Consider the following 19,869-nt stretch of genomic DNA (forward strand, 5'->3'; position numbering starts at 1 on the left):
AAGTGCCGAGGGCCGGACTCGAACCGGCACGGTAGTTACCTACCCCAGGATTTTAAGTCCTGTGCGTCTGCCAATTCCGCCACCCCGGCGGAAGTGGAGCGGAAGACGGGGTTCGAACCCGCGACCCCCACCTTGGCAAGGTGGTGTTCTACCACTGAACTACTTCCGCAAGACGATGAGCCATGGAGGACTCGAACCTCCGACCCTCTGATTAAAAGTCAGATGCTCTACCTACTGAGCTAATGGCTCATAGTTAAGTATACACTCACAACCAACGATGTCCCTTCCTCTACCAGCCCATTCAAGGAAGTCGTATGCGTCGGGACAACTCGAAGCAAATCCGAAGATGCTTCGCTCGTTGCTCTACCTACTGAGCTAATGGCTCATAGTTAGGAAAACACTCTAAGTATTATCTAGCTCTACCTGCCCCTTCCTCTGCCAGCCCATTCAAGGAAGCCAAATGCGTCGGGGCAACTCACAGCGAACTCGAAGATGCAACGCTCGTTACTGAGCTAATGGCTTACGATTTATTTGAAAATAAAGATGCCGGCTGCAGGACTTGAACCCGCAACCTACTGATTACAAGTCAGTTGCTCTACCAATTGAGCTAAGCCGGCACGATATGAATGAGAAAAGTGACTTATTGTTGAGCTTTGTGCCTCTTCCTCTGCCAGCTGATTCAAAGAAGCTGGATGCGTCGAGGCAACTCGCAACTTATTCCATGAAGCGGATGCTCGTCTCTACCAATTGAGCTAAGTCGGCATGCATATCTTAATTATATGGTGGCTCGGGACGGAATCGAACCGCCGACACAAGGATTTTCAGTCCTTTGCTCTACCGACTGAGCTACCGAGCCATATTTTCTTTTCACCATGCTCATTGGTTGCTGTTGTGCCTCTTCCTCTGCCAGCTGATTCAAAGAAGCTGGATGCGTCGAGGCAACTCGAAGCAGATTCAGCGATGTTGAAGCTCGTCTCTACCGACTGAGCTACCGAGCATTATAAAAAATCTAGGTTTGATGAAATGGCGGTCCCGACGGGACTCGAACCCGCGATCTCCTGCGTGACAGGCAGGCATGTTAACCACTACACTACGGGACCATATTGGTTGCGGGGGCAGGATTTGAACCTGCGACCTTCGGGTTATGAGCCCGACGAGCTACCGGACTGCTCCACCCCGCGGCGATAAGAAAGCCAGTAAGTTTTGATAATGCTCTGAGTGTGCTATTCGTTGCCTCTTCCTCTACTAGTTGATTCAAGGAAGTGAGATACTTCGAGGTAACTCGAAGCAGATTCATCGTTGTTGCATCTCAAAGCGATAAACTCATTAAAATGGTGGAGGATGACGGGATCGAACCGCCGACCCCTTGCTTGTAAGGCAAGTGCTCTCCCAGCTGAGCTAATCCTCCACGGGGTTGCCTAGCAGCGACCTACTCTTGCAGGGGCGCTGGCCCCAACTACCATCGGCGCTGGAGGGCTTAACTTCCGTGTTCGGGATGGGAACGGGTGTTTCCCCTCCGCCATAGCCACTAGGCAATGATCATCAACTTATGGACAATCCTTATTATATCCATCCTGTTGGATTTGTCAACAGGATGTTCATTCCTTCAAAACTAGATAACCGTCGGAAGAAGCCGCAAGCCTGCGCTTTTCGTTGTCCAGCTCCGGCTCGCCGCCGCTCGGGGTCAAATAACCTTCGCCTTCGGGATGTGAACATCCCTGCAGGCGAAGAACATTTGCCCGTCGCGGCGAAACGCTCGCCTCCGCTTTTCTAATTAGGTCAAGCCCTCGATCGATTAGTATCCGTCAGCTCCACGTGTCGCCACGCTTCCACCTCGGACCTATCGACCTCGTCATCTTCGAGGGATCTTACCCGCTTCACGCGGTGGGAAATCTCATCTTGAGGGGGGCTTCACGCTTAGATGCTTTCAGCGCTTATCCCGTCCGCACATAGCTACCCAGCGGTGCCCCTGGCGGGACAACTGGTACACCAGCGGTGCGTCCATCCCGGTCCTCTCGTACTAAGGACAGCTCCTCTCAAATTTCCTCCGCCCGCGACGGATAGGGACCGAACTGTCTCACGACGTTCTGAACCCAGCTCGCGTACCGCTTTAATGGGCGAACAGCCCAACCCTTGGGACCGACTACAGCCCCAGGATGCGATGAGCCGACATCGAGGTGCCAAACCTCCCCGTCGATGTGGACTCTTGGGGGAGATCAGCCTGTTATCCCCGGGGTAGCTTTTATCCGTTGAGCGATGGCCCTTCCATGCGGAACCACCGGATCACTAAGCCCGACTTTCGTCCCTGCTCGACCTGTCCGTCTCGCAGTCAAGCTCCCTTGTGCCTTTGCACTCTCCGAATGATTTCCAACCATTCTGAGGGAACCTTTGGGCGCCTCCGTTACCTTTTGGGAGGCGACCGCCCCAGTCAAACTGCCCGCCTGACACTGTCTCCCACCCCGCTAAGGGGTGCGGGTTAGAATTTCAATACCGCCAGGGTGGTATCCCACCGCCGCCTCCACCGAAGCTGGCGCTCCGGCTTCCCAGGCTCCCACCTATCCTGTACAAGCGATACCAAAATTCCATATCAGGCTGCAGTAAAGCTCCACGGGGTCTTTCCGTCCTGTCGCGGGTAACCTGCATCTTCACAGGTAGTATAATTTCACCGGGTCTCTCGTTGAGACAGCGCCCAAGTCGTTACACCTTTCGTGCGGGTCGGAACTTACCCGACAAGGAATTTCGCTACCTTAGGACCGTTATAGTTACGGCCGCCGTTTACTGGGGCTTCGGTTCGCACCTTCGCTTCCGCTAAGCGCTCCCCTTAACCTTCCAGCACCGGGCAGGTGTCAGCCCCTATACGTCGCCTTTCGGCTTCGCAGAGACCTGTGTTTTTGATAAACAGTCGCTTGGGCCTTTTCACTGCGGCTCTTCCAGGCTCTTCACCCGAAAGAGCACCCCTTCTCCCGAAGTTACGGGGTCATTTTGCCGAGTTCCTTAACGAGAGTTCTCCCGCGCGCCTTAGGATTCTCTCCTCGCCTACCTGTGTCGGTTTGCGGTACGGGCACCTCTTCCCTCGCTAGAGGCTTTTCTTGGCAGTGTGGAATCAGGGACTTCCGGAATGCTCCGTCGCCGTCACCGCTTGGCCTTAGCGACCCGCGGATTTGCCTGCGGATCAGCCTCACGGCTTGGACAGGCTCTTCCAGCCGCCTGCTCGCCCTATCCTCCTGCGTCCCCCCATCGCTCAAACGGGAAGAAGGTGGTACAGGAATCTCCACCTGTTGTCCATCACCTACGCCTTTCGGCCTCGGCTTAGGTCCCGACTAACCCTGAGCGGACGAACCTTCCTCAGGAACCCTTAGGCTTTCGGCGCAGAGGATTCTCACCTCTGTTTTCGCTACTCATACCGGCATTCTCACTTCTAAGCGCTCCACCAGTCCTTCCGGTCTGGCTTCTCTGCCCTTAGAACGCTCCCCTACCGATGACCAACGGTCATCCCGCAGCTTCGGCGGCACGTTTAGCCCCGGTACATTTTCGGCGCAGAGCCACTCGACCAGTGAGCTATTACGCACTCTTTAAATGGTGGCTGCTTCTAAGCCAACATCCTGGTTGTCTTTGCAACTCCACATCCTTTTCCACTGAACGTGCACTTCGGGGCCTTAGCTGGCGGTCTGGGCTGTTCCCCTCTCGACCACGGATCTTATCACTCGTAGTCTGACTCCCGGGCATAAGTCGTTGGCATTCGGAGTTTGACTGGGTTCGGTAACCCGGTTTGGGCCCCTAGCCCAATCAGTGCTCTACCTCCAACACTCTTAAACCCGAGGCTAGCCCTAAAGCTATTTCGGGGAGAACCAGCTATCTCCAAGTTCGATTGGCATTTCACCCCTACCCACACCTCATCCCCGCACTTTTCAACGTGCGTGGGTTCGGGCCTCCAGCCGGTGTTACCCGGCCTTCACCCTGGACATGGGTAGATCACCTGGTTTCGGGTCGACGACGACGTACTAAACGCCCTCTTCAGACTCGCTTTCGCTGCGGCTCCGCCTCTTCGGCTTAACCTCGCACGCCATCGTCACTCGCCGGTTCATTCTACAAAAGGCACGCCATCACCCATCAACGGGCTCTGACTACTTGTAGGCACACGGTTTCAGGTTCTCTTTCACTCCCCTCCCGGGGTGCTTTTCACCTTTCCCTCACGGTACTGGTGCACTATCGGTCACTAGGGAGTATTTAGCCTTGGGAGATGGTCCTCCCTGCTTCCGACGGGATTCCTCGTGTCCCGCCGTACTCAGGATCCGCTCGGGAGGGAACGAAGTTTCGACTACAGGGCTCTCACCTTCTCCGGCCGGCCGTTCCAGACCGGTTCGTCTACCCCGTTCCTTTCTCACTCCCATCGTGAGCGGTCCTACAACCCCAAGAGGACAAGCCTCTTGGTTTGGGCTGTTCCCGTTTCGCTCGCCGCTACTCAGGGAATCGCGTTTGCTTTCTTCTCCTCCGGGTACTAAGATGTTTCAGTTCCCCGGGTGTGCCCTCCATGCCCTATGGATTCAGGCATGGATACTGCCCCATTACGGACAGTGGGTTCCCCCATTCGGACATCTCCGGATCTACGCTTGCTTACAGCTCCCCGGAGCGTTTCGGCGTTTGCCCCGTCCTTCATCGGCTCCTAGTGCCAAGGCATCCACCGTGCGCCCTTTCTAGCTTAACCTAAAGCGTCTCGGCTTCTTCCTTGTGTCAATCGGTTATCTAGTTTTCAAGGAACGAGACTGCTTCCTGAATTTGCTTCTCTGCAGTCTTGCGTCGAGGAATTCGGTTTCTCCGAATCCGCTTGTAGACGCAGACGCAAAACATTTGAGAGAACATGACTCGTTCCCTCAAAACTGAACGAAACGAAAGCGCAATGAATTGGTAAAGTCGGCTATTAACAGCCTCCGCTTTTCTCCTTAGAAAGGAGGTGATCCAGCCGCACCTTCCGGTACGGCTACCTTGTTACGACTTCACCCCAATCACTTGCCCCACCTTCGGCGGCTGGCTCCCGAAACGGGTTGCCTCACCGACTTCGGGTGTTGCAAGCTCTCGTGGTGTGACGGGCGGTGTGTACAAGGCCCGGGAACGTATTCACCGCGGCATGCTGATCCGCGATTACTAGCGATTCCGGCTTCATGCAGGCGAGTTGCAGCCTGCAATCCGAACTGAGAGCGGCTTTTTGGGATTCGCTCCCCCTCGCGGGTTCGCAGCCCTTTGTACCGCCCATTGTAGCACGTGTGTAGCCCAGGTCATAAGGGGCATGATGATTTGACGTCATCCCCACCTTCCTCCGACTTGTCGCCGGCAGTCCCTCTAGAGTGCCCAACCGAATGCTGGCAACTAGAGGCGAGGGTTGCGCTCGTTGCGGGACTTAACCCAACATCTCACGACACGAGCTGACGACAACCATGCACCACCTGTCACCCTGTCCCCCCGAAGGGGGAACGCCCAATCTCTTGGGTTGTCAGGGGATGTCAAGACCTGGTAAGGTTCTTCGCGTTGCTTCGAATTAAACCACATGCTCCACCGCTTGTGCGGGCCCCCGTCAATTCCTTTGAGTTTCAGCCTTGCGGCCGTACTCCCCAGGCGGAGTGCTTATCGCGTTAGCTGCAGCACTAAAGGGTGTGACCCCTCTAACACTTAGCACTCATCGTTTACGGCGTGGACTACCAGGGTATCTAATCCTGTTTGCTCCCCACGCTTTCGCGCCTCAGCGTCAGTTGCAGGCCAGAGAGCCGCCTTCGCCACTGGTGTTCCTCCACATCTCTACGCATTTCACCGCTACACGTGGAATTCCGCTCCCCTCTCCTGCACTCAAGTCCCCCAGTTTCCAATGACCCTCCACGGTTGAGCCGTGGGCTTTCACATCAGACTTAAGGGACCGCCTGCGCGCGCTTTACGCCCAATAATTCCGGACAACGCTCGCCCCCTACGTATTACCGCGGCTGCTGGCACGTAGTTAGCCGGGGCTTCCTCGTGAGGTACCGTCACCGCGCCGCCCTCTTCGAACGGCGCTCCTTCGTCCCTCACAACAGAGCTTTACGACCCGAAGGCCTTCTTCGCTCACGCGGCGTCGCTCCGTCAGGCTTTCGCCCATTGCGGAAGATTCCCTACTGCTGCCTCCCGTAGGAGTCTGGGCCGTGTCTCAGTCCCAGTGTGGCCGGTCACCCTCTCAGGCCGGCTACGCATCGTCGCCTTGGTGAGCCGTTACCTCACCAACTAGCTAATGCGCCGCGGACCCATCCGCAAGTGACAGCTTGCGCCGCCTTTCAACCGAAGACCATGCGGTCTTCGGTGTTATCCGGTATTAGCTCCGGTTTCCCGGAGTTATCCCGGTCTTGCGGGCAGGTTGCCCACGTGTTACTCACCCGTCCGCCGCTGACCAAACTAGAGCAAGCTCCAGTCCGGTCCGCTCGACTTGCATGTATTAGGCACGCCGCCAGCGTTCGTCCTGAGCCAGGATCAAACTCTCCAAAGAAAGTAGATTACTTCCTGCATGATCCAGCTTCGGCTCGCCGCCGCTCGGGGTCAAATAACCTTCGCCTTCGGGATTAGAAATCCCTGCAGGCGAAGAACATTTGCCCGTCGCGGCGAAACGCCCGCCTCCGCTTTTCTATTGCGCTTCGTTTCGTTCAGTTTTCAAGGAACAAACTTTCGGCTGTTTTGTCTCTCTCAAACAGCTCTTTTATGTTAGCATAACATCTTTTTCGATGTCAACTGCTTTTTTGCTTCACATCGCTGTCAAACAACCTCTTCGATCAGCGACGTTTTTTAATATACCACCTTAACTCCACAAATGCAACACCTTTTTTAAAAAACTTTTAGGACGCGACGATCCATCCTCTTTCCCTCTTCTCCATTCCTGATCCATCTATGCACCGCCCAACTATTGTTGACAATACAAATGGCGGCTCAGAAGGCCCGCTTACGCATCAATGGCTGCCTAAAAGGCTGGTGATTGAACAGGAAATGCGGTTCAACAATGACATTTATCAAATTGAGAAACTTTATAAATGTTGCTCTTCACTCGAGAACCATCGATTTAGGGGAAATGGTTGTTTTTCACCGGCCTTCTACGCTTTCATAGAAGTGAGCGCACTCGCGCCCAAATCCTCAACGTGTTTCGTTTGTGAGGCCCATTATACGCCGTCCACTCCCCCCGAAGACATCCATGAGCCATCTTGTCCCTCCATCCAACATGAAAACAATCTTTGCCTTTTAAAAAAGCGGAATGAACGCCGCCGCGCGTGCATACATTTTTTCTATGGCATCGTTGGTTGCTTCAATCTTTTCAAGCAAGGAGGCATCTTCACTTTGATTCGCGTGTTGTCCCCCATCAACTTTGACGTTTCGAGTTCGTTTTCGCTTCCGGCCAGCGAACAACGAATCTTAGATGCTCTTGTTTCTTCGCCGCAATTATACACATACCCGAATGAACGGCAGCTTCGATTCGAGATCGTCTTGCGCGACCGCATTGTTCGGTCGGCGAGCGAGTTGGCGAAAAGCCGAGCGCGGTTTGCCATTTTCCGTTTTTCGCGCTGCAACAGCGATTTTTGGACGCGGGACGAGCGCGGCGGCTTTCATCTTCGTCCGGACGTCCCCGCTTCAGAAGCGATCAAGGACATTTTTGTCCATAGCGAGCGATACGCGTTTGAATGCGCGACCGCGATCGTCATCGTGTTTTACAAGGCCGTGCTTGACGTGATTGACACATCAGCGTTCAACCGGTTGTTTGCGGATTTGTTGCTGTATGACTGGCATACCGACCAGGATCTTGGCATTCGAACAAAAAAAGATGAACACTTTCTCCCCGGAGATTGCCTCTATTTCAAAAACCCGGAATTCGATCCGTTGACGCCGCAATGGCAAGGGGAAAACACGATCTACTTGGGCGATGGCTTGTTTTACGGGCATGGCATTGGCATTCAGACGCAGGATGGCATCATCGCCGCGCTCAATCGAAGACGAAAACGGGGAGCGACGAAATCCGCTTACCTGCTTCCCGATATCACGCAAGTCGATTTCGCTTATTTGTCCCAATTCGCCCGCGGCTTCGATGAATTCCGCCTGCCGATCCGCCGCCCGCGCTTTATCGTCGGAACCCTAGGGTCCGCTGCGTTCTTGCGCCGTTAGCGGGCCTTTTTCGTTTTTCTCCCACAAATACAGGGCGATTCCTGCTAAAATAAAAATACCGCCGATCCATTGAAACGGACGGATCGGTTCGCCAAACAGCCAGCATGCCAGAGCCGAGGCGCCGATCGGTTCAAATAAAATCGCCATCGACACCGTCGAGGCGCTCACCCATTTGACCGCCCAGTTCATGACCGAATGGCCGAGCAGCGTTGGAATGACGGCGAGAGCGAGAAAACAAAGCCAATCCGTCAGCTGATACGCCGTCAGCGAAAGGCGAAACAGCATCGCGTACAGCCACAACACCGCCGCGCTGATGCCATAGACGATGTATGTATACGTCACCAATAACAACCGTTGGCGCACCTCTTGGCCAAACAGCCAATACGCCGTGACAAACGCGCACGAAAGCAGCGCCAATCCATCACCGTACAGCGCCTCGCCGCTGACGCGGAAGTCTCCCCAGCTGATGAGAACGCTGCCGATAATGGCCAACACCGCGCTCCCGAACGCGGCGACGGTCAACCGTTCGCGGAAAAACAACGCGCCGCCTGCGAAGGCAAACAGCGGCTGCATCGCCACAAGCACGACCGAACTGGCAACGGATGTATAGTCGAGCGATTCAAACCAAAGGATAAAATGAAAGGCAAGCAACACCCCGGAACAAAGCGAAAACAGCCAATCGCGCCAAGAGATGCCTCGGAGTTCGCTTCGATGCCGGAGGAATAACGGCGTCATGATGGCGACGGCCAAAAAGAGCCGATAAAACGCGATCACCGCGGACGGCGCCTGCGACCATTTGACGAAAATGGCCGATGTCGATACGGCAAGCGCGCCGATGAATAGAGCGGCATAAGCCTTTGTAGTGCTTGAAGGCTTCATTCGTTTTCCTCTCCTTGTCTCTTCAAGCGCAATCCCTGGCCGCCGTTTTCACGCCGGGCGAAAACAGGCGTCATCGGGCGTTTTCTTTCATTATACCATGAATGAGGTGAGAAACGATGATGTTTGATCCGTTCCTCAAACTAGGGATTTCCGCCATTCTCGGGCTGATCATCGGGCTGGAACGGGAATTGAAGAGAAAACCGGTCGGGTTGAAAACGTGTCTTGTGATTTCCATTTCCAGCTGCTTGCTTACAATCGTTTCGATCGAATCGGCGTACGTCTTTCCGCTTAAAGACCATATTACAATGGATCCGCTTCGACTGGCGGCGCAAATTGTGTCCGGGGTCGGTTTTTTAGGGGCAGGCGTCATTTTGCGCCGCGGCAACGACAGCATCACCGGGCTGACGACCGCCGCGATCATTTGGGGGGCGGCAGGGATTGGAGTGGCGGTCGGCGCAGGCTTCTATTGGGAATCGGCGTTCGGCGTCGCGCTTCTCATTGTCAGTGTGGAACTCATTCCGTTTTTGATCAATTTTTTCGGGCCGAAGCAGCTGCGCGAAAAAGAGGTGCTGTTGCAAATCACCGTGGCGGACGCCAAAAACATTACAAAGGTCATCGACCATTTAAAACAACAGGACATCAACATTAAAACGATGCGCATTAAAGACGTTGAAGAGAATGAACATTTGCTGAAACTAAGAGCCGTCATTGACCAAAAGCGCTCGACCGCCGAACTTTACTACGTCATCCGCTCCATTGACGATGTTGTGCACGTTGATATTGAAAGCGGGTGATCAAAAAAGGATTGCAATTGTCCGCATCCATATATATAATGGGACATGGACAGATCATCCATATCCTTTTTTGGGGCATTAGCTCAGTTGGGAGAGCGTCGTGCTGGCAGCGCGAAGGTCACCGGTTCGAGCCCGGTATGCTCCATTCGCAAAACCCTTGCGTAGCAAGGGTTTTCTTTCAAACAAAGTCGGATGCATATCACAATTGTTGATTATCCACTATGCATCAATTTGACTGTGCGCAAGCCTTCCTGCCTTTTCCCTCGAACAAGGACGCCGGTTCTCCAGCTCATCAACACTTCCAAGAAACTCCCATATTTTGTTAGTATGATTGGAAAGGATGGAACAATCATGAATGAGCAGTTGCTCAAACAAATTTTGAATCAGTTTCATCAGCTTAACGAAAAGCTCGTTCAAGGACTTGACCAGCTCAACCAACGGCTCGGCCGCGAGACTCATCAGCTTAACGAAAAGTTTGACCAGCTCAACCAGCGACTTGACCATGAGATCCACCAGCTCAACGGAAAATTTGACCACCTCAACCAACGGCTCGACCGCCAGATTCATCAGCTTAACGAGAGGTTGGATCAAGTGGAAAACAACATGGCGACGAAAGAAGATGTGGCTGACCTTCCTCTCATCAAGTGGGCTGTTCTGGACGCCTCCGATTCCATCAAACGGTTAGAGGAAATTCAAGAAAACCAGCAGCGCATTATCGATTTGCTGTCCGCCCGCTCCATTCAACACGAAGCTGAACTGAAACGGATCAAGTAGGCCCCGCTTCTCGTTCAGCCCGGCTTAGATGTTCATGCCATCCTCACGGAGATGCTCCGTCTGGATGGTCTTTGTATTTTTTCAACCTCTCCTCAAGCTCTCGACGCGCTTGTTCGATGTCAAAATCGTCGTCTTCCGGCTGGCTGTAATCCATCTTCAGCCAATCTGGCACGATCTCGGTGCGGATCGGTTTGCGCATCGTTCTGCCGCCATCGGATGAAGACAGAGATGATCGCTGCTTTAGCCGCTGTTCCCGAAACGCCAACCGTGCGGCGCGCACTTGGTCCACGGTGCGATATCCTTTTTCCGTCCAGTCCCGCAAAATCGTTTCGACGTACACCCACCGTTTTGCGCCGTTTTCCACCGCGATTTTCAATGCTTCCAAGACCAGCTCTTCGGACGTCTCGTCCACCCACACGTTGATCTTTTCCCGCAAATAATCGCCGATCACCCCAAATCCGTTCTCCTCATAGAAGCGAACGATCTCCTTGTATGTGCGCACGCGCGCGTCTTCTTCGTCTTCTTTTTTCATCTCTGACGTCATCTCTGAAGTATTCTCTGGTATGGATGTGGTCAAATTGAGCGGCTCGACTGGCCAGTTTGAACAGCTGGACTGCTCATTTTGAACAGATGGATCGGCGATGCCGCCCGTCGTCTGCTCATGTTGAACCGTCGAAACCCCATCTTGAACCATCAAAGCGCCATCTTGAAGCATCGAAACGTCATCTTGAACGATCGTCTGTTCATCTTGCCCGCCCAGCGTTTCTTGCGTCCATTCAGCCAGTTTGTCATAGTCGATCCGGTACCATTTCGTTTTGTCAATCTTGGAACGGTTAAAATTCGCCGCGACGATGATCCCCATTTTTTCAAGCTTAGTGATGATCCGGCGAATCGTGCTTTCCGACCAGAACGGGAATTGTTCCTGCCAATCTCCGTACGTGTTGTACACCCACTTATAGCCGTCATGGACGTTTTCACTTTTCTCGAGCCAGTAATGCAGCTGCTGCACGACGATGCTTTCATTCAACCCGATCGCCATAGCCAGTTTAGGCAAAACGATCAGCGGTTGATCATCCAAAAGCAAGGCGGCCATGCCATCCTCTCCCTCCTCCAACATCCTCTATCGAGGAAATAGTTCCTCATCATTTCACTTTTTTGATAAACTTTATCGTGAACGAAAGCAAACGGCCTAAGAACGCGATAACCGCCATGTAGGCTTCATTTCGCATGGAAAAACAGCAAGAATCGGCATAAAATGCGCGACGATGCGTTGAAAACCATCATCGCGGCTGCTTCGTTCTTGTTTGAGAGGGACGGTGTGCGAGGACGAAACGCTTTTTCGAAGTGGAGGGATCGTTTTTGAAACAAATCGCCATGCTCTTGTTTTGTTTGCTGTTGATGTTCCCAATTTCCGCTTTTGCCCACCCGGGCGAGCTTGATGAGTTGGGCGGGCATTTCCGCAGCCGCGACTGCGTGTATTTGCTCCATGAGCCGACTGCGCTGGCGAAGCAGGCGAAAACGAAACAAGAGCTTGTCCGGCTTATTCAGCAATACAACGGCAACGAGAAGTGCAAGCGCAATCTCACTCCAGACCGAATTGACCTGGACGGCCATACGCTGGGGAAGAAGGATGATCGTTCTACGTTGCGCCTTGGCCGCACCTACCCGGCTGAATTGGTCAAGTGCATCGACGGCGATACGGCGAAATTCCGCGTCAACGGGCACGTGTATACGACGCGATTTTTGTTTATCGATACACCGGAGAGCACGATCCAAGTCGAACCGTATGGGAAAGAAGCGAGCCGGTTTACGTGTTCCCGCCTCCATCAAGGGAACATTACGCTTGAGACCGACGGAGACGCGCTGTTTGACAAATACCAGCGGCTGCTCGCCTGGGTGTGGGTCGGCAAGCGCCTGCTGCAAGAAGACCTCGCCAAAGCCGGGCTGGTGGAGGATTTTTACGATTACGGCACATACAAATACGAAGCACGCGTCCGCAAGGCGTACGAGGAGGCGAAACGAACCGGAGCGGGCATGTACGGCAGGCACGCCGCTGGAGAGAGGGAGGGGGTAGGGACGGACATGCGGCCGCAGACCGGGGAAAAGACGGCCAAAACCGATCACCCGCCAGCTTTGGAGAACAAAACGCCGCCCGAACGATCCGGCCGTCCGGTTCTTTATACGCTGCTTGGCCTAGCGGCGGCCGCCGCGCTCTATTGGCTCATCCGCCAATTGAAATGATCAACGGCCGGTGATGGAACGAATATCGGGCTTTGCAACAATGTTTTTCAAATTGAGAAACCTTGCAGCGCCGCAGTTTCATCCCTTGAGCTTTCTCACAAACGGATCAAGGGAATCCGTTGTGTTTCGCCGGCCTTCTGGCGAAAAGAAAAAGCCTGTCCCCATCGGGCAGGCCTTTTCTTCAACGCTTTCATCTCATTTTCTTTCTCCCTCACTGCCTCGGAAGCAGCTCTTCAATGCCATCCGCGCCGTTTTCCACCCGCGCCGGCGCCGAATCGAGCCGCCGAAATCCGTATTTCTCAAGGTGCATGATTTGTTCATCGGTCAAGTCAGCGTATGCGACAACGGACGGCGTGCCGGACGATTTGTAAATCAAATTGCCGGTCACCGGGCATTGAAACGCGTCAGCGACAAATCCTTCTCCATCTTGGATCGTAAACAGCCGAATCGGCATGACGTTCATATCCTTCCCTCTTTCCGTTCATCCTCATTACTTATGACTTCCCCGCCTCCCCCATTCTATACAAGCCGTTTGCCGACAATGACCAAATCGCGTTCCACGCCGTCCAATTCCGCCACGCGTGGAAAGTATCCCCATCGTTCAAATCCGAAGCGGGAGAAAAGCCGCAAACTCGGTTCGTTGTGGGCAAAAATAAAGCCGAGCAGCGTCTTGATCCCAAGAGACGGCGCTTGATCGACCGCCCGCTCGAGCAGCTTCGTCCCAAGCCCCCGGCCGCGGTGCGTTTCGGCGATATAAATGCTCACCTCCGCCGTATGGCGGTACGCCGGGCGGCCGTAAAACGACTGAAAGCTGAGCCAGGCGCAAACCACACCGTCGTCCTCGACGACCCAAAGCGGACGATGGTGCGGATTATGGGCCTCAAACCACGCCCGCCGGCTTTCGACCGACACCGGCTCCAAGTCCGCCGTCACCATCCGGCTTGGGATCGTTTCATTATAAATGCGGACGATGTGCGGCAAATCCGGCGCGGCCGCATCGCGGATTAAAAACGATTCCATTGTGCATCCCCCACCTTTATTCGTTTCTATAAGCAGGAAAAGCGGGAGTATAATCATAACATATGTACAGATAAAGGAAAGAGAAAAGACATGAAACGCCAGCTTGTCGTGTATCTTGTGCCGCTCGCCGCGTTTCTCGGCCCGTTTACGCAAACAATTTACACTCCTATTTTACCAGAAATGCGAGAGGCGTTTGCGGCTTCTTCGTTTCTCATCTTTCAATGCTACATGGGAATAGCGTTCGATCCGATGGCCGGCAGCATGCTGTTTGCCGCCGTCGGCTACCGTCTCGTCTATGCGGTCGATGACTTGCTTTTTCTCGCCTGCTCCTTGTTATTGGCTGTGCGCATCTTCCAGGCGTACAAGCAATCCCCTTCCGCCTGACGGGAAGGGGGCATCTCCTAAAAAAGAAGGTGTCCCCTAAGGATCAGGACACCTTTTCGAATTATCGGATATACGCATAAAATCACTGCCGGGACACGTTTTTTTTATGTTGAACGGAAACCCGCCTTTTGCGACAGCCTCTTTTCTTCCATTCTGCGCAGACCACGGTCCAAACATCAGTGGGGTTTCACCGTTGGAACGACGGGCCAGCCTTCCAAAAACCGGTGAATGCACCGGTATTCGCAGGCATCTCCACTTTCAAATTCCGTTATGGATTCGTTTCATCCCGCTCTTCCGTCAATTCCGAAACCGGCACATCCCGGCGCTCACCAGTCCGCCCGTCGCGCAAATGGACGATCGCCGTCTGCTTTTCCTCATCATACCCGTCAATCCATACCGACACGCCGTTGTAATACACCGGAATATCGGCAGGGGAAGAAACGATTTGTTTGACACGGTTCATATCCATGACCACTGTCCCCTTTCTGTGATGTTCCGTTTCCTAGTATGGAAAAAAACAGGAATGTTTATGCAAAAACGGATCACACTAAAAAAGACAAAAGCAAAAGAGGGGTGGACGATGAAAACAAGGAACGTGCTGTTATCATATTGGCGCTGGCCGCCCGTGCTTCGCCTGTTTGTCTCGGCGAGCGCGTTGATCGTGCTGTTTGGCGCGCTCATGCGCTTCATTGAACCAGAGACGTTCCGCACGGTGTTCGACGGCGTGTGGTGGGCGATCGTGACGTCGGCGACAATCGGCTACGGCGACATCGCCCCGAAAACGGTCGCTGGAAAACTCGCTGCCATTGCGCTCATCGTCCTTGGCACCGGCATCCTCACCGCTTATTTCGCTTCCATCTCCGCCGCGGCCGCCGCCCGGGAAACCGCCTTTACAAGCGGACAGCTCCGGTATACAGAACGCGGCCATGCAGTGATCGTCGGCTGGAACGAGCGGGCTCGTGAGGTGTTGCTCCGTCTCGCGCGGCACGACGCCTCCATGCGCTTCGTTCTCATCGACGCCACCGTTCCGTCCCACCCGCTTCTGAACGCGCCGGTTCATTTCATTAAAGGAACGGCAAGCGACGATGCGGTGCTGGAGAAGGCCAATATTCAAGAAGCGCGTTTTTTGCTCATCACCGCTGATCCGCATAAAGCGGAAGCGGAAGCCGATAAAGATACAATTGTGACGCTGCTTGCCGCCAAAAGCCTCAACCCGTCGGTGTACGCCATCGTGGAAATCCTAACGGGCCGAAACGTCCAGAACGCCTTCCGCGCTGGGGCGGATGAGGTGATTCAGACAAACTTGCTGGCGAGTTTCGCCATGGCCGCCAGCCTTCGCTCGCCGGGCGCCGCCAGCGTGTGGGAGACGGCGCTTTACCGCCTGGATGGACAGACGCTCTGCCTTCTTGAGCCAGACGAACAGCAAATCGGCCAGCCATTCACCGCCGTTCAACAGCAGCTGCTCAAGCAAAACGTGACGCTGCTTGGCGTCATCCACGGAGATCACGGAGCGATTTCCGTTGCACCGGACCGCCCGATTCAACAAAGCGACCGCCTGTTCGTGCTTGCTCCTTAATCGAGCAGGCGGCGCTCCAGTTCTTGGACAAGCGCCTTTCCGACGGAAATGTATCGCTCGGGTACGGTCGCATCCGGGTCTTGCGGCTCGGCAAACTGATTGAATGAGGCGCTGATGTTGCCGACATCGGCGAAATCGTCGATGCCCCGTTGGTATTTATGCCCTAGCAAAAACGGCCGCCCAAGCTCCACCGTCGTTCCGTGCGAATCAAGCTGCCCGTCGACCGCCCGAAACGGCACGCGCAAAAACTGGTAGCCCACGTCATCGGCGATTTTGTAGTCGAAATAGCCGTGATCGTAGTCCCACCCGCCGCCGATCGTGTACCCGAGCGGCTTCAGCTGCTCTTCCAAATGATAAAGCTGGAACTGTTTCCCTTCCAATCGGGATGGAATTTCAATCATGGACAATCCCTCCTTTCTTTTTATCGTTTCCCGTTTAGCGACAATTATTTGCCACGTGACGAGATGGAAAACAAAGCAGTCAAGAAAACATTGACGATCCCCAAATGGTGAAATAATGCGGCAGAGTCAGAAGGAATCAACTTTTCACAACTTCTGCACATTGCCTGCAAAGAGCGACTGGGAATGGTGAAAAAGGGTGAACGAGACGAAAAACGTTAAGAAGAAAAAGCCTCTTCCTCCGCAAAGGTGGAAGAGGCTTTCTTTTCCTTGTTATTTCAACCGTTTCTCCAGCTCTTCTTTCAACTGTTCGTACCCCGGTTTGCCCAACAGCGCAAACATGTTTTTCTTGTACGCTTCCACTCCCGGCTGGTCAAATGGATTCACCCCAAGCAAGTAGCCGCTCATGGCGCACGCTTTTTCAAAGAAGTAGACGAGGTAGCCGAACGTATATTCATCGAGCTTCGGCAACGTGATGACCAAGTTCGGCACGCCGCCGTCCGTATGGGCGAGCAGCGTCCCTTCGAACGCTTTCGTGTTGACGAAATCAACCGTTTTTCCGGCCAAATAGTTCAGTCCGTCAAGATCGTTTTCTTCAGCTTCAATGATCAGCTCATGGCGCGGTTCTTCCAGCTTCAACACCGTTTCAAATAAATCGCGGCGCCCTTCTTGAATGTATTGGCCGAGCGAATGCAAATCGGTCGAGAAATCGGCGGAAGCCGGGTAAATGCCTTTTTGATCCTTTCCTTCGCTTTCGCCGAACAGCTGCTTCCACCATTCGGCGAAATAGTGCAGCGCTGGTTCATAGTTGACGAGCAGCTCGATCGTTTTCCCTTTGTTGTACAAAATGTTGCGGATGGCGGCATATTGGTAAGCGGCGTTTTCCTCAAGCTCCGAGGAGCTGAAATCGTCGCGCGCTTTGGCCGCTCCCTCCATCATGGCGTCAATATTCGCGCCGCTTGCGGCAATCGGCAGCAGCCCGACCGCCGTCAGCACCGAGTAGCGGCCGCCGATGTCATCCGGAATGACAAACGTCTCGTACCCTTCCTCATTGGCGAGCGTCCGAAGTGCGCCGCGCGAGCGGTCCGTCGTCGCGTAAATGCGGCGGCGCGCTTCCTCTTTGCCGTATTTCTGCTCAAGCAGCTTGCGGAAAATGCGGAAGGCGATCGCCGGCTCGGTCGTCGTCCCCGATTTGGAAATGACGTTGATCGAGAAATCTTTCCCTTCCAAGAAATCGATGACGTCTTTCATATACGTCGAGCTGATGTTGTTGCCGACAAACACGATTTGCGGCGTGTTCCGTTTTTCCTTCGGAAGCGCATTGTAAAACGAATGGTGCAGCATCTCGATCGCCGCCCGCGCGCCGAGGTACGAACCGCCGATGCCGATGACCAGAAGGACATCCGAGTCCGATTGGATGTTTGTCGCCGCCTTCTTGATGCGCGCGAATTCTTCTTTGTCATAGTCGACCGGCCAGTCAAGCCAGCCTAAAAAGTCGCTTCCAACACCGGTTTTTTCATGAAGCGAATGGTGCGCGACTTTCACCGCATCGCGCAAGTATGTAAGCTCATGTTCGCCAAAAAAGGCGAGCGCTTTGGAATAGTCAAAGCGAATGTGGGTCATCGATGTCCGCCTCCCCTTCAAGAATCATTGCCTTCTTTCACTTTAGCGGAATAAACAAGGGAAATCAAGCAGCCCACTTTTTTGGAAACGGATTCATGTTTCGTCATGTTCGCCGCGCCAATTTCCTTGAGCAGCGCCTAGAGAGAGGGGGATGCAGTGAAAAAGACAACCTATCCCAATCGTTTTTCAAGCAGAGAAACCTCGCCAAATCGTCCCTCTTTTCTGATGAAACCCCGCCGATTTGCGCACAAAACTCGTTTTTCACCAGCCTTCTAGGAGGTTCGTGATGGAATCAAAAGGCTGCTCGCCTCAAGAAACGTGATCAACGTTGTGCTTTTTCCTCATTCGAGAACCATGGATTCGGGAGGAACGGCTGTTTTGCGCGCCCTCCTCACTTTCCGCCATCCCGTGGGATCAGAAGCGGCCCAATCCAACCAAGAAAATAGGAAAAGCGCCGGCTCAGGCAGATTCAGCCGCCAAGCCAGCGCCATCATCAATTCATCAAGGAAACCACTGCATCTCCCCCGGTGAACTACCCGCCACCTACACTTCGCTTAGAGGTGGAGGCTTCAAGCGACTTGTGCGTGTTTGCTGAACGGTAAGCCACACACAAGAACCCTTTACGCTTCCCTTCATTCCGAAGGTGTCCGTTCTAACCATAGACTATCATATTCGTTGGCGATTGGCAACCGAAATTCATCTCCCGCCTACTCACTGGGCTGTGCCCTTCACGTTCCTTGAGGCGGGAGACTTCTTTCGGAAATTACGTTAAAGGGAAGCGCGCAAAATGGCGAGCACATCATCGCGGTTCAACGTTTTGAAACGGCCGAACTCGCCAAACGCCATCGCTTTATCGGCCATCAGCTCCAAGTTTTCCTCGCCGATGCCATAGTCCGCAAGCCGCGACGGCGCCCCGAGGCTCGACCAGAAGGCGCGCAGCCGCTCAATGCCTTCAAGCGCCACATCGCGCTCCGGCTTGCCCGCCGGATCGACATCGAACACGCGCACCGCGAGCTGGGCGAAACGGCTGACATTTTCATCGAGCACATGCTTCATCCAGTTTGGGAACAAAATCGCCAAGCCGCCCGCATGCGGAATATCGTACACAGCTGAAACGGCGTGCTCAATATTGTGCGTCGCCCAATCGCCGCGGACGCCCATTTGCAAAAAGCCGTTTAAGGCGATCGTGCCTGAGTACATGATCGTCTCGCGCAGCTCGTAGTTTTCTAAATCGTTGATCAGTTTGGGCGCCGTTTCGATCACGGTTTTCAACACCGCTTCGCACATTCGGTCTTGCAATGGCGTGTTCGGCGTATGGTGGAAATATTGCTCAAACACATGGGACATCATATCAACGATGCCATACACCGTGTGATCTTTCGGAACGGTCATCGTATACGTTGGATCCAAAATCGAAAATTGTGGGAACGTAAACGGACTGCCCCATCCGTATTTTTCTTTCGTCTCCCAGTTTGTAATCACCGAACCGGAATTCATCTCCGAGCCGGTCGCCGCCAGCGTCAAGACGGTGCCAAACGGCAGGGCGCCGGTGACCGGCGCTTTTTTCGTGATAAACTCCCACGGATCGCCGTCAAATTTCGCCCCAGCGGCGATCGCTTTCGTGCAGTCGATGACGCTGCCGCCGCCAACCGCCAGCAAAAACTCGACGCCTTCCCGCTTGCAAATGTCCACCCCTTTTCTTACGGTCGAGACGCGCGGGTTCGGTTCGACTCCTGGCAGTTCGATGACCTCAGCGCCAATATCTCCCAAAATCTTCATCACTTCGTCATACAGCCCGTTTCGTTTGATGCTGCCGCCGCCGTACACGAGCAGCACTTTCTTGCCGTAGCGCGGCACTTCTTCTTTGAGCTGTTCGAGCTGTCCTTTTCCGAAAATCAGTTTCGTCGGGTTGCGGAAGATAAACTTTTGCATATGGATGCCCTCCTTTTTCCTGAATGGATTATGGCAGCGCCTGCCGCCGTTTGCAAAACCAACTGCTTTGGCGGCAAACGATGCATATTTT

Annotated in this window: 14 protein-coding genes, 9 tRNA genes and 3 rRNA genes; 7 read left to right on the forward strand and 19 right to left on the reverse strand. The window is 54.0% G+C overall.

Features of this window, described 5'->3' with window-relative positions:
- Positions 1–3: 3 nt before the first annotated feature.
- From BJQ97_RS14270 to BJQ97_RS14320, 11 genes are all read right to left on the reverse strand, one after another.
- Positions 4–89, reverse strand: a tRNA-Leu gene (locus BJQ97_RS14270).
- 5 nt (positions 90–94) lie between these two features.
- Positions 95–169, reverse strand: a tRNA-Gly gene (locus BJQ97_RS14275).
- A gap of 7 nt (positions 170–176) precedes the next feature.
- Positions 177–249, reverse strand: a tRNA-Lys gene (locus BJQ97_RS14280).
- A gap of 295 nt (positions 250–544) precedes the next feature.
- Positions 545–617: transfer RNA gene (locus tag BJQ97_RS14285), tRNA-Thr, on the reverse strand.
- A gap of 163 nt (positions 618–780) precedes the next feature.
- Positions 781–856, reverse strand: a tRNA-Phe gene (locus tag BJQ97_RS14290).
- A 168-nt stretch (positions 857–1,024) separates the two neighbouring features.
- A tRNA-Asp gene (locus BJQ97_RS14295) sits at positions 1,025–1,100 on the reverse strand.
- Positions 1,101–1,104: 4 nt separating this feature from the next.
- Positions 1,105–1,181 (reverse strand) — tRNA-Met (locus BJQ97_RS14300).
- 151 nt (positions 1,182–1,332) lie between these two features.
- Positions 1,333–1,408, reverse strand: a tRNA-Val gene (locus tag BJQ97_RS14305).
- Between the two features lie 8 nt (positions 1,409–1,416).
- Positions 1,417–1,533: ribosomal RNA gene (gene rrf, locus BJQ97_RS14310) — 5S ribosomal RNA — on the reverse strand.
- Between the two features lie 242 nt (positions 1,534–1,775).
- Positions 1,776–4,705 (reverse strand): 23S ribosomal RNA (locus BJQ97_RS14315).
- A 239-nt stretch (positions 4,706–4,944) separates the two neighbouring features.
- Positions 4,945–6,502: ribosomal RNA gene (locus tag BJQ97_RS14320) — 16S ribosomal RNA — on the reverse strand.
- Together the 16S, 23S and 5S rRNA genes with 8 tRNA genes alongside form the textbook arrangement of a ribosomal RNA operon.
- Before the next feature lie 836 nt (positions 6,503–7,338).
- On the opposite strand from BJQ97_RS14320, the gene BJQ97_RS14325 reads away from it, so the two are divergent.
- Entirely contained in the window at positions 7,339–8,157 is an 819-nt protein-coding gene (locus tag BJQ97_RS14325) for a protein-glutamine gamma-glutamyltransferase (protein WP_160157079.1), read from the forward strand.
- Here the strand turns inward: BJQ97_RS14325 and BJQ97_RS14330 are convergent.
- The gene (locus BJQ97_RS14330) at positions 8,128–9,036 is read right to left on the reverse strand and encodes a DMT family transporter (RefSeq protein ID WP_160157080.1); all 909 of its coding nucleotides are present in this window, start codon (positions 9,034–9,036) and stop codon (positions 8,128–8,130) included. The two genes, BJQ97_RS14325 and BJQ97_RS14330, sit on opposite strands and share 30 nt — an antisense overlap.
- A gap of 116 nt (positions 9,037–9,152) precedes the next feature.
- Between BJQ97_RS14330 and BJQ97_RS14335 the strand changes: the two genes are divergently transcribed.
- From BJQ97_RS14335 to BJQ97_RS17735, 3 genes are all read left to right on the forward strand, one after another.
- The gene (locus BJQ97_RS14335) at positions 9,153–9,830 is read left to right on the forward strand and encodes an MgtC/SapB family protein (RefSeq protein ID WP_011232387.1); all 678 of its coding nucleotides are present in this window, start codon (positions 9,153–9,155) and stop codon (positions 9,828–9,830) included.
- Between the two features lie 72 nt (positions 9,831–9,902).
- A tRNA-Ala gene (locus BJQ97_RS14340) sits at positions 9,903–9,975 on the forward strand.
- Between the two features lie 206 nt (positions 9,976–10,181).
- Entirely contained in the window at positions 10,182–10,604 is a 423-nt protein-coding gene (locus BJQ97_RS17735; RefSeq protein WP_236567278.1) for a hypothetical protein, read from the forward strand.
- A 43-nt stretch (positions 10,605–10,647) separates the two neighbouring features.
- Here the strand turns inward: BJQ97_RS17735 and BJQ97_RS14350 are convergent, their stop codons facing one another.
- Positions 10,648–11,697: a DnaD domain-containing protein gene (locus BJQ97_RS14350; protein WP_160157081.1), complete on the reverse strand. Its 1,050-nt coding sequence runs from the start codon at positions 11,695–11,697 to the stop codon at positions 10,648–10,650.
- Between the two features lie 281 nt (positions 11,698–11,978).
- On the opposite strand from BJQ97_RS14350, the gene BJQ97_RS14355 reads away from it, so the two are divergent.
- On the forward strand, positions 11,979–12,845 hold the full coding sequence (locus BJQ97_RS14355) for a thermonuclease family protein (protein ID WP_407066459.1): 867 nt from the start codon (positions 11,979–11,981) through the stop codon (positions 12,843–12,845).
- A 211-nt stretch (positions 12,846–13,056) separates the two neighbouring features.
- Here the strand turns inward: BJQ97_RS14355 and BJQ97_RS14360 are convergent, their stop codons facing one another.
- A complete protein-coding gene (locus BJQ97_RS14360) occupies positions 13,057–13,308 on the reverse strand; it encodes a hypothetical protein (protein WP_160157083.1) in 252 nt (83 codons plus the stop codon).
- A 56-nt stretch (positions 13,309–13,364) separates the two neighbouring features.
- Positions 13,365–13,865: a GNAT family N-acetyltransferase gene (locus tag BJQ97_RS14365; RefSeq protein WP_160157084.1), complete on the reverse strand. Its 501-nt coding sequence runs from the start codon at positions 13,863–13,865 to the stop codon at positions 13,365–13,367.
- 90 nt (positions 13,866–13,955) lie between these two features.
- Here BJQ97_RS14365 and BJQ97_RS17740 point away from each other — a divergent pair, with 90 nt between their 5' ends.
- The gene (locus BJQ97_RS17740) at positions 13,956–14,249 is read left to right on the forward strand and encodes a hypothetical protein (RefSeq protein WP_236567279.1); all 294 of its coding nucleotides are present in this window, start codon (positions 13,956–13,958) and stop codon (positions 14,247–14,249) included.
- A gap of 268 nt (positions 14,250–14,517) precedes the next feature.
- Here BJQ97_RS17740 and BJQ97_RS14375 read toward each other — a convergent pair whose 3' ends face one another.
- Positions 14,518–14,718, reverse strand: coding sequence for an H-type small acid-soluble spore protein (locus tag BJQ97_RS14375; RefSeq protein ID WP_160157085.1), 201 nt, complete (start codon positions 14,716–14,718; stop codon positions 14,518–14,520).
- A gap of 111 nt (positions 14,719–14,829) precedes the next feature.
- Here BJQ97_RS14375 and BJQ97_RS14380 point away from each other — a divergent pair, with 111 nt between their 5' ends.
- Complete coding sequence (locus tag BJQ97_RS14380; protein ID WP_160157086.1) at positions 14,830–15,825, forward strand: potassium channel family protein; 996 nt, start codon at positions 14,830–14,832, stop codon at positions 15,823–15,825.
- On the opposite strand, the gene BJQ97_RS14385 is transcribed toward BJQ97_RS14380, so the two are convergent.
- The 3 genes from BJQ97_RS14385 to BJQ97_RS14395 form a co-directional block, all read right to left on the reverse strand.
- Positions 15,822–16,226 carry a YugN-like family protein gene (locus BJQ97_RS14385; RefSeq protein ID WP_160157087.1) on the reverse strand — a complete coding sequence of 135 codons (405 nt, stop codon included), beginning with the start codon at positions 16,224–16,226 and terminating at the stop codon, positions 15,822–15,824. The genes BJQ97_RS14380 and BJQ97_RS14385 overlap by 4 nt on opposite strands.
- Before the next feature lie 270 nt (positions 16,227–16,496).
- The gene (locus tag BJQ97_RS14390; RefSeq protein ID WP_160157088.1) at positions 16,497–17,846 is read right to left on the reverse strand and encodes a glucose-6-phosphate isomerase; all 1,350 of its coding nucleotides are present in this window, start codon (positions 17,844–17,846) and stop codon (positions 16,497–16,499) included.
- Positions 17,847–18,614: 768 nt separating this feature from the next.
- Positions 18,615–19,778 (reverse strand): iron-containing alcohol dehydrogenase, encoded by a 1,164-nt coding sequence (locus BJQ97_RS14395; RefSeq protein ID WP_160157089.1) that lies wholly within the window; start codon positions 19,776–19,778, stop codon positions 18,615–18,617.
- Positions 19,779–19,869 lie beyond the last annotated feature (91 nt).

This window comes from Geobacillus sp. TFV-3 (assembly GCF_009901865.1).
Lineage (GTDB): Bacteria > Bacillota > Bacilli > Bacillales > Anoxybacillaceae > Geobacillus > Geobacillus thermoleovorans_A.

Coding starts and splice junctions, on each gene's coding strand:
- BJQ97_RS14365 (WP_160157084.1), bottom strand. CDS start 13,865: ATGGAATCGTTTTTAATCCGCGATGCGGCCGCGCCGGATTTGCCGCAC.
- BJQ97_RS14330 (WP_160157080.1), bottom strand. CDS start 9,036: ATGAAGCCTTCAAGCACTACAAAGGCTTATGCCGCTCTATTCATCGGC.
- BJQ97_RS14350 (WP_160157081.1), bottom strand. CDS start 11,697: ATGGCCGCCTTGCTTTTGGATGATCAACCGCTGATCGTTTTGCCTAAA.
- BJQ97_RS17735 (WP_236567278.1), top strand. CDS start 10,182: ATGAATGAGCAGTTGCTCAAACAAATTTTGAATCAGTTTCATCAGCTT.
- BJQ97_RS14355 (WP_407066459.1), top strand. CDS start 11,979: ATGCTCTTGTTTTGTTTGCTGTTGATGTTCCCAATTTCCGCTTTTGCC.
- BJQ97_RS14360 (WP_160157083.1), bottom strand. CDS start 13,308: ATGAACGTCATGCCGATTCGGCTGTTTACGATCCAAGATGGAGAAGGA.
- BJQ97_RS14385 (WP_160157087.1), bottom strand. CDS start 16,226: ATGATTGAAATTCCATCCCGATTGGAAGGGAAACAGTTCCAGCTTTAT.
- BJQ97_RS14380 (WP_160157086.1), top strand. CDS start 14,830: ATGAAAACAAGGAACGTGCTGTTATCATATTGGCGCTGGCCGCCCGTG.
- BJQ97_RS14335 (WP_011232387.1), top strand. CDS start 9,153: ATGATGTTTGATCCGTTCCTCAAACTAGGGATTTCCGCCATTCTCGGG.
- BJQ97_RS14375 (WP_160157085.1), bottom strand. CDS start 14,718: ATGGATATGAACCGTGTCAAACAAATCGTTTCTTCCCCTGCCGATATT.
- BJQ97_RS17740 (WP_236567279.1), top strand. CDS start 13,956: ATGAAACGCCAGCTTGTCGTGTATCTTGTGCCGCTCGCCGCGTTTCTC.
- BJQ97_RS14390 (WP_160157088.1), bottom strand. CDS start 17,846: ATGACCCACATTCGCTTTGACTATTCCAAAGCGCTCGCCTTTTTTGGC.
- BJQ97_RS14395 (WP_160157089.1), bottom strand. CDS start 19,778: ATGCAAAAGTTTATCTTCCGCAACCCGACGAAACTGATTTTCGGAAAA.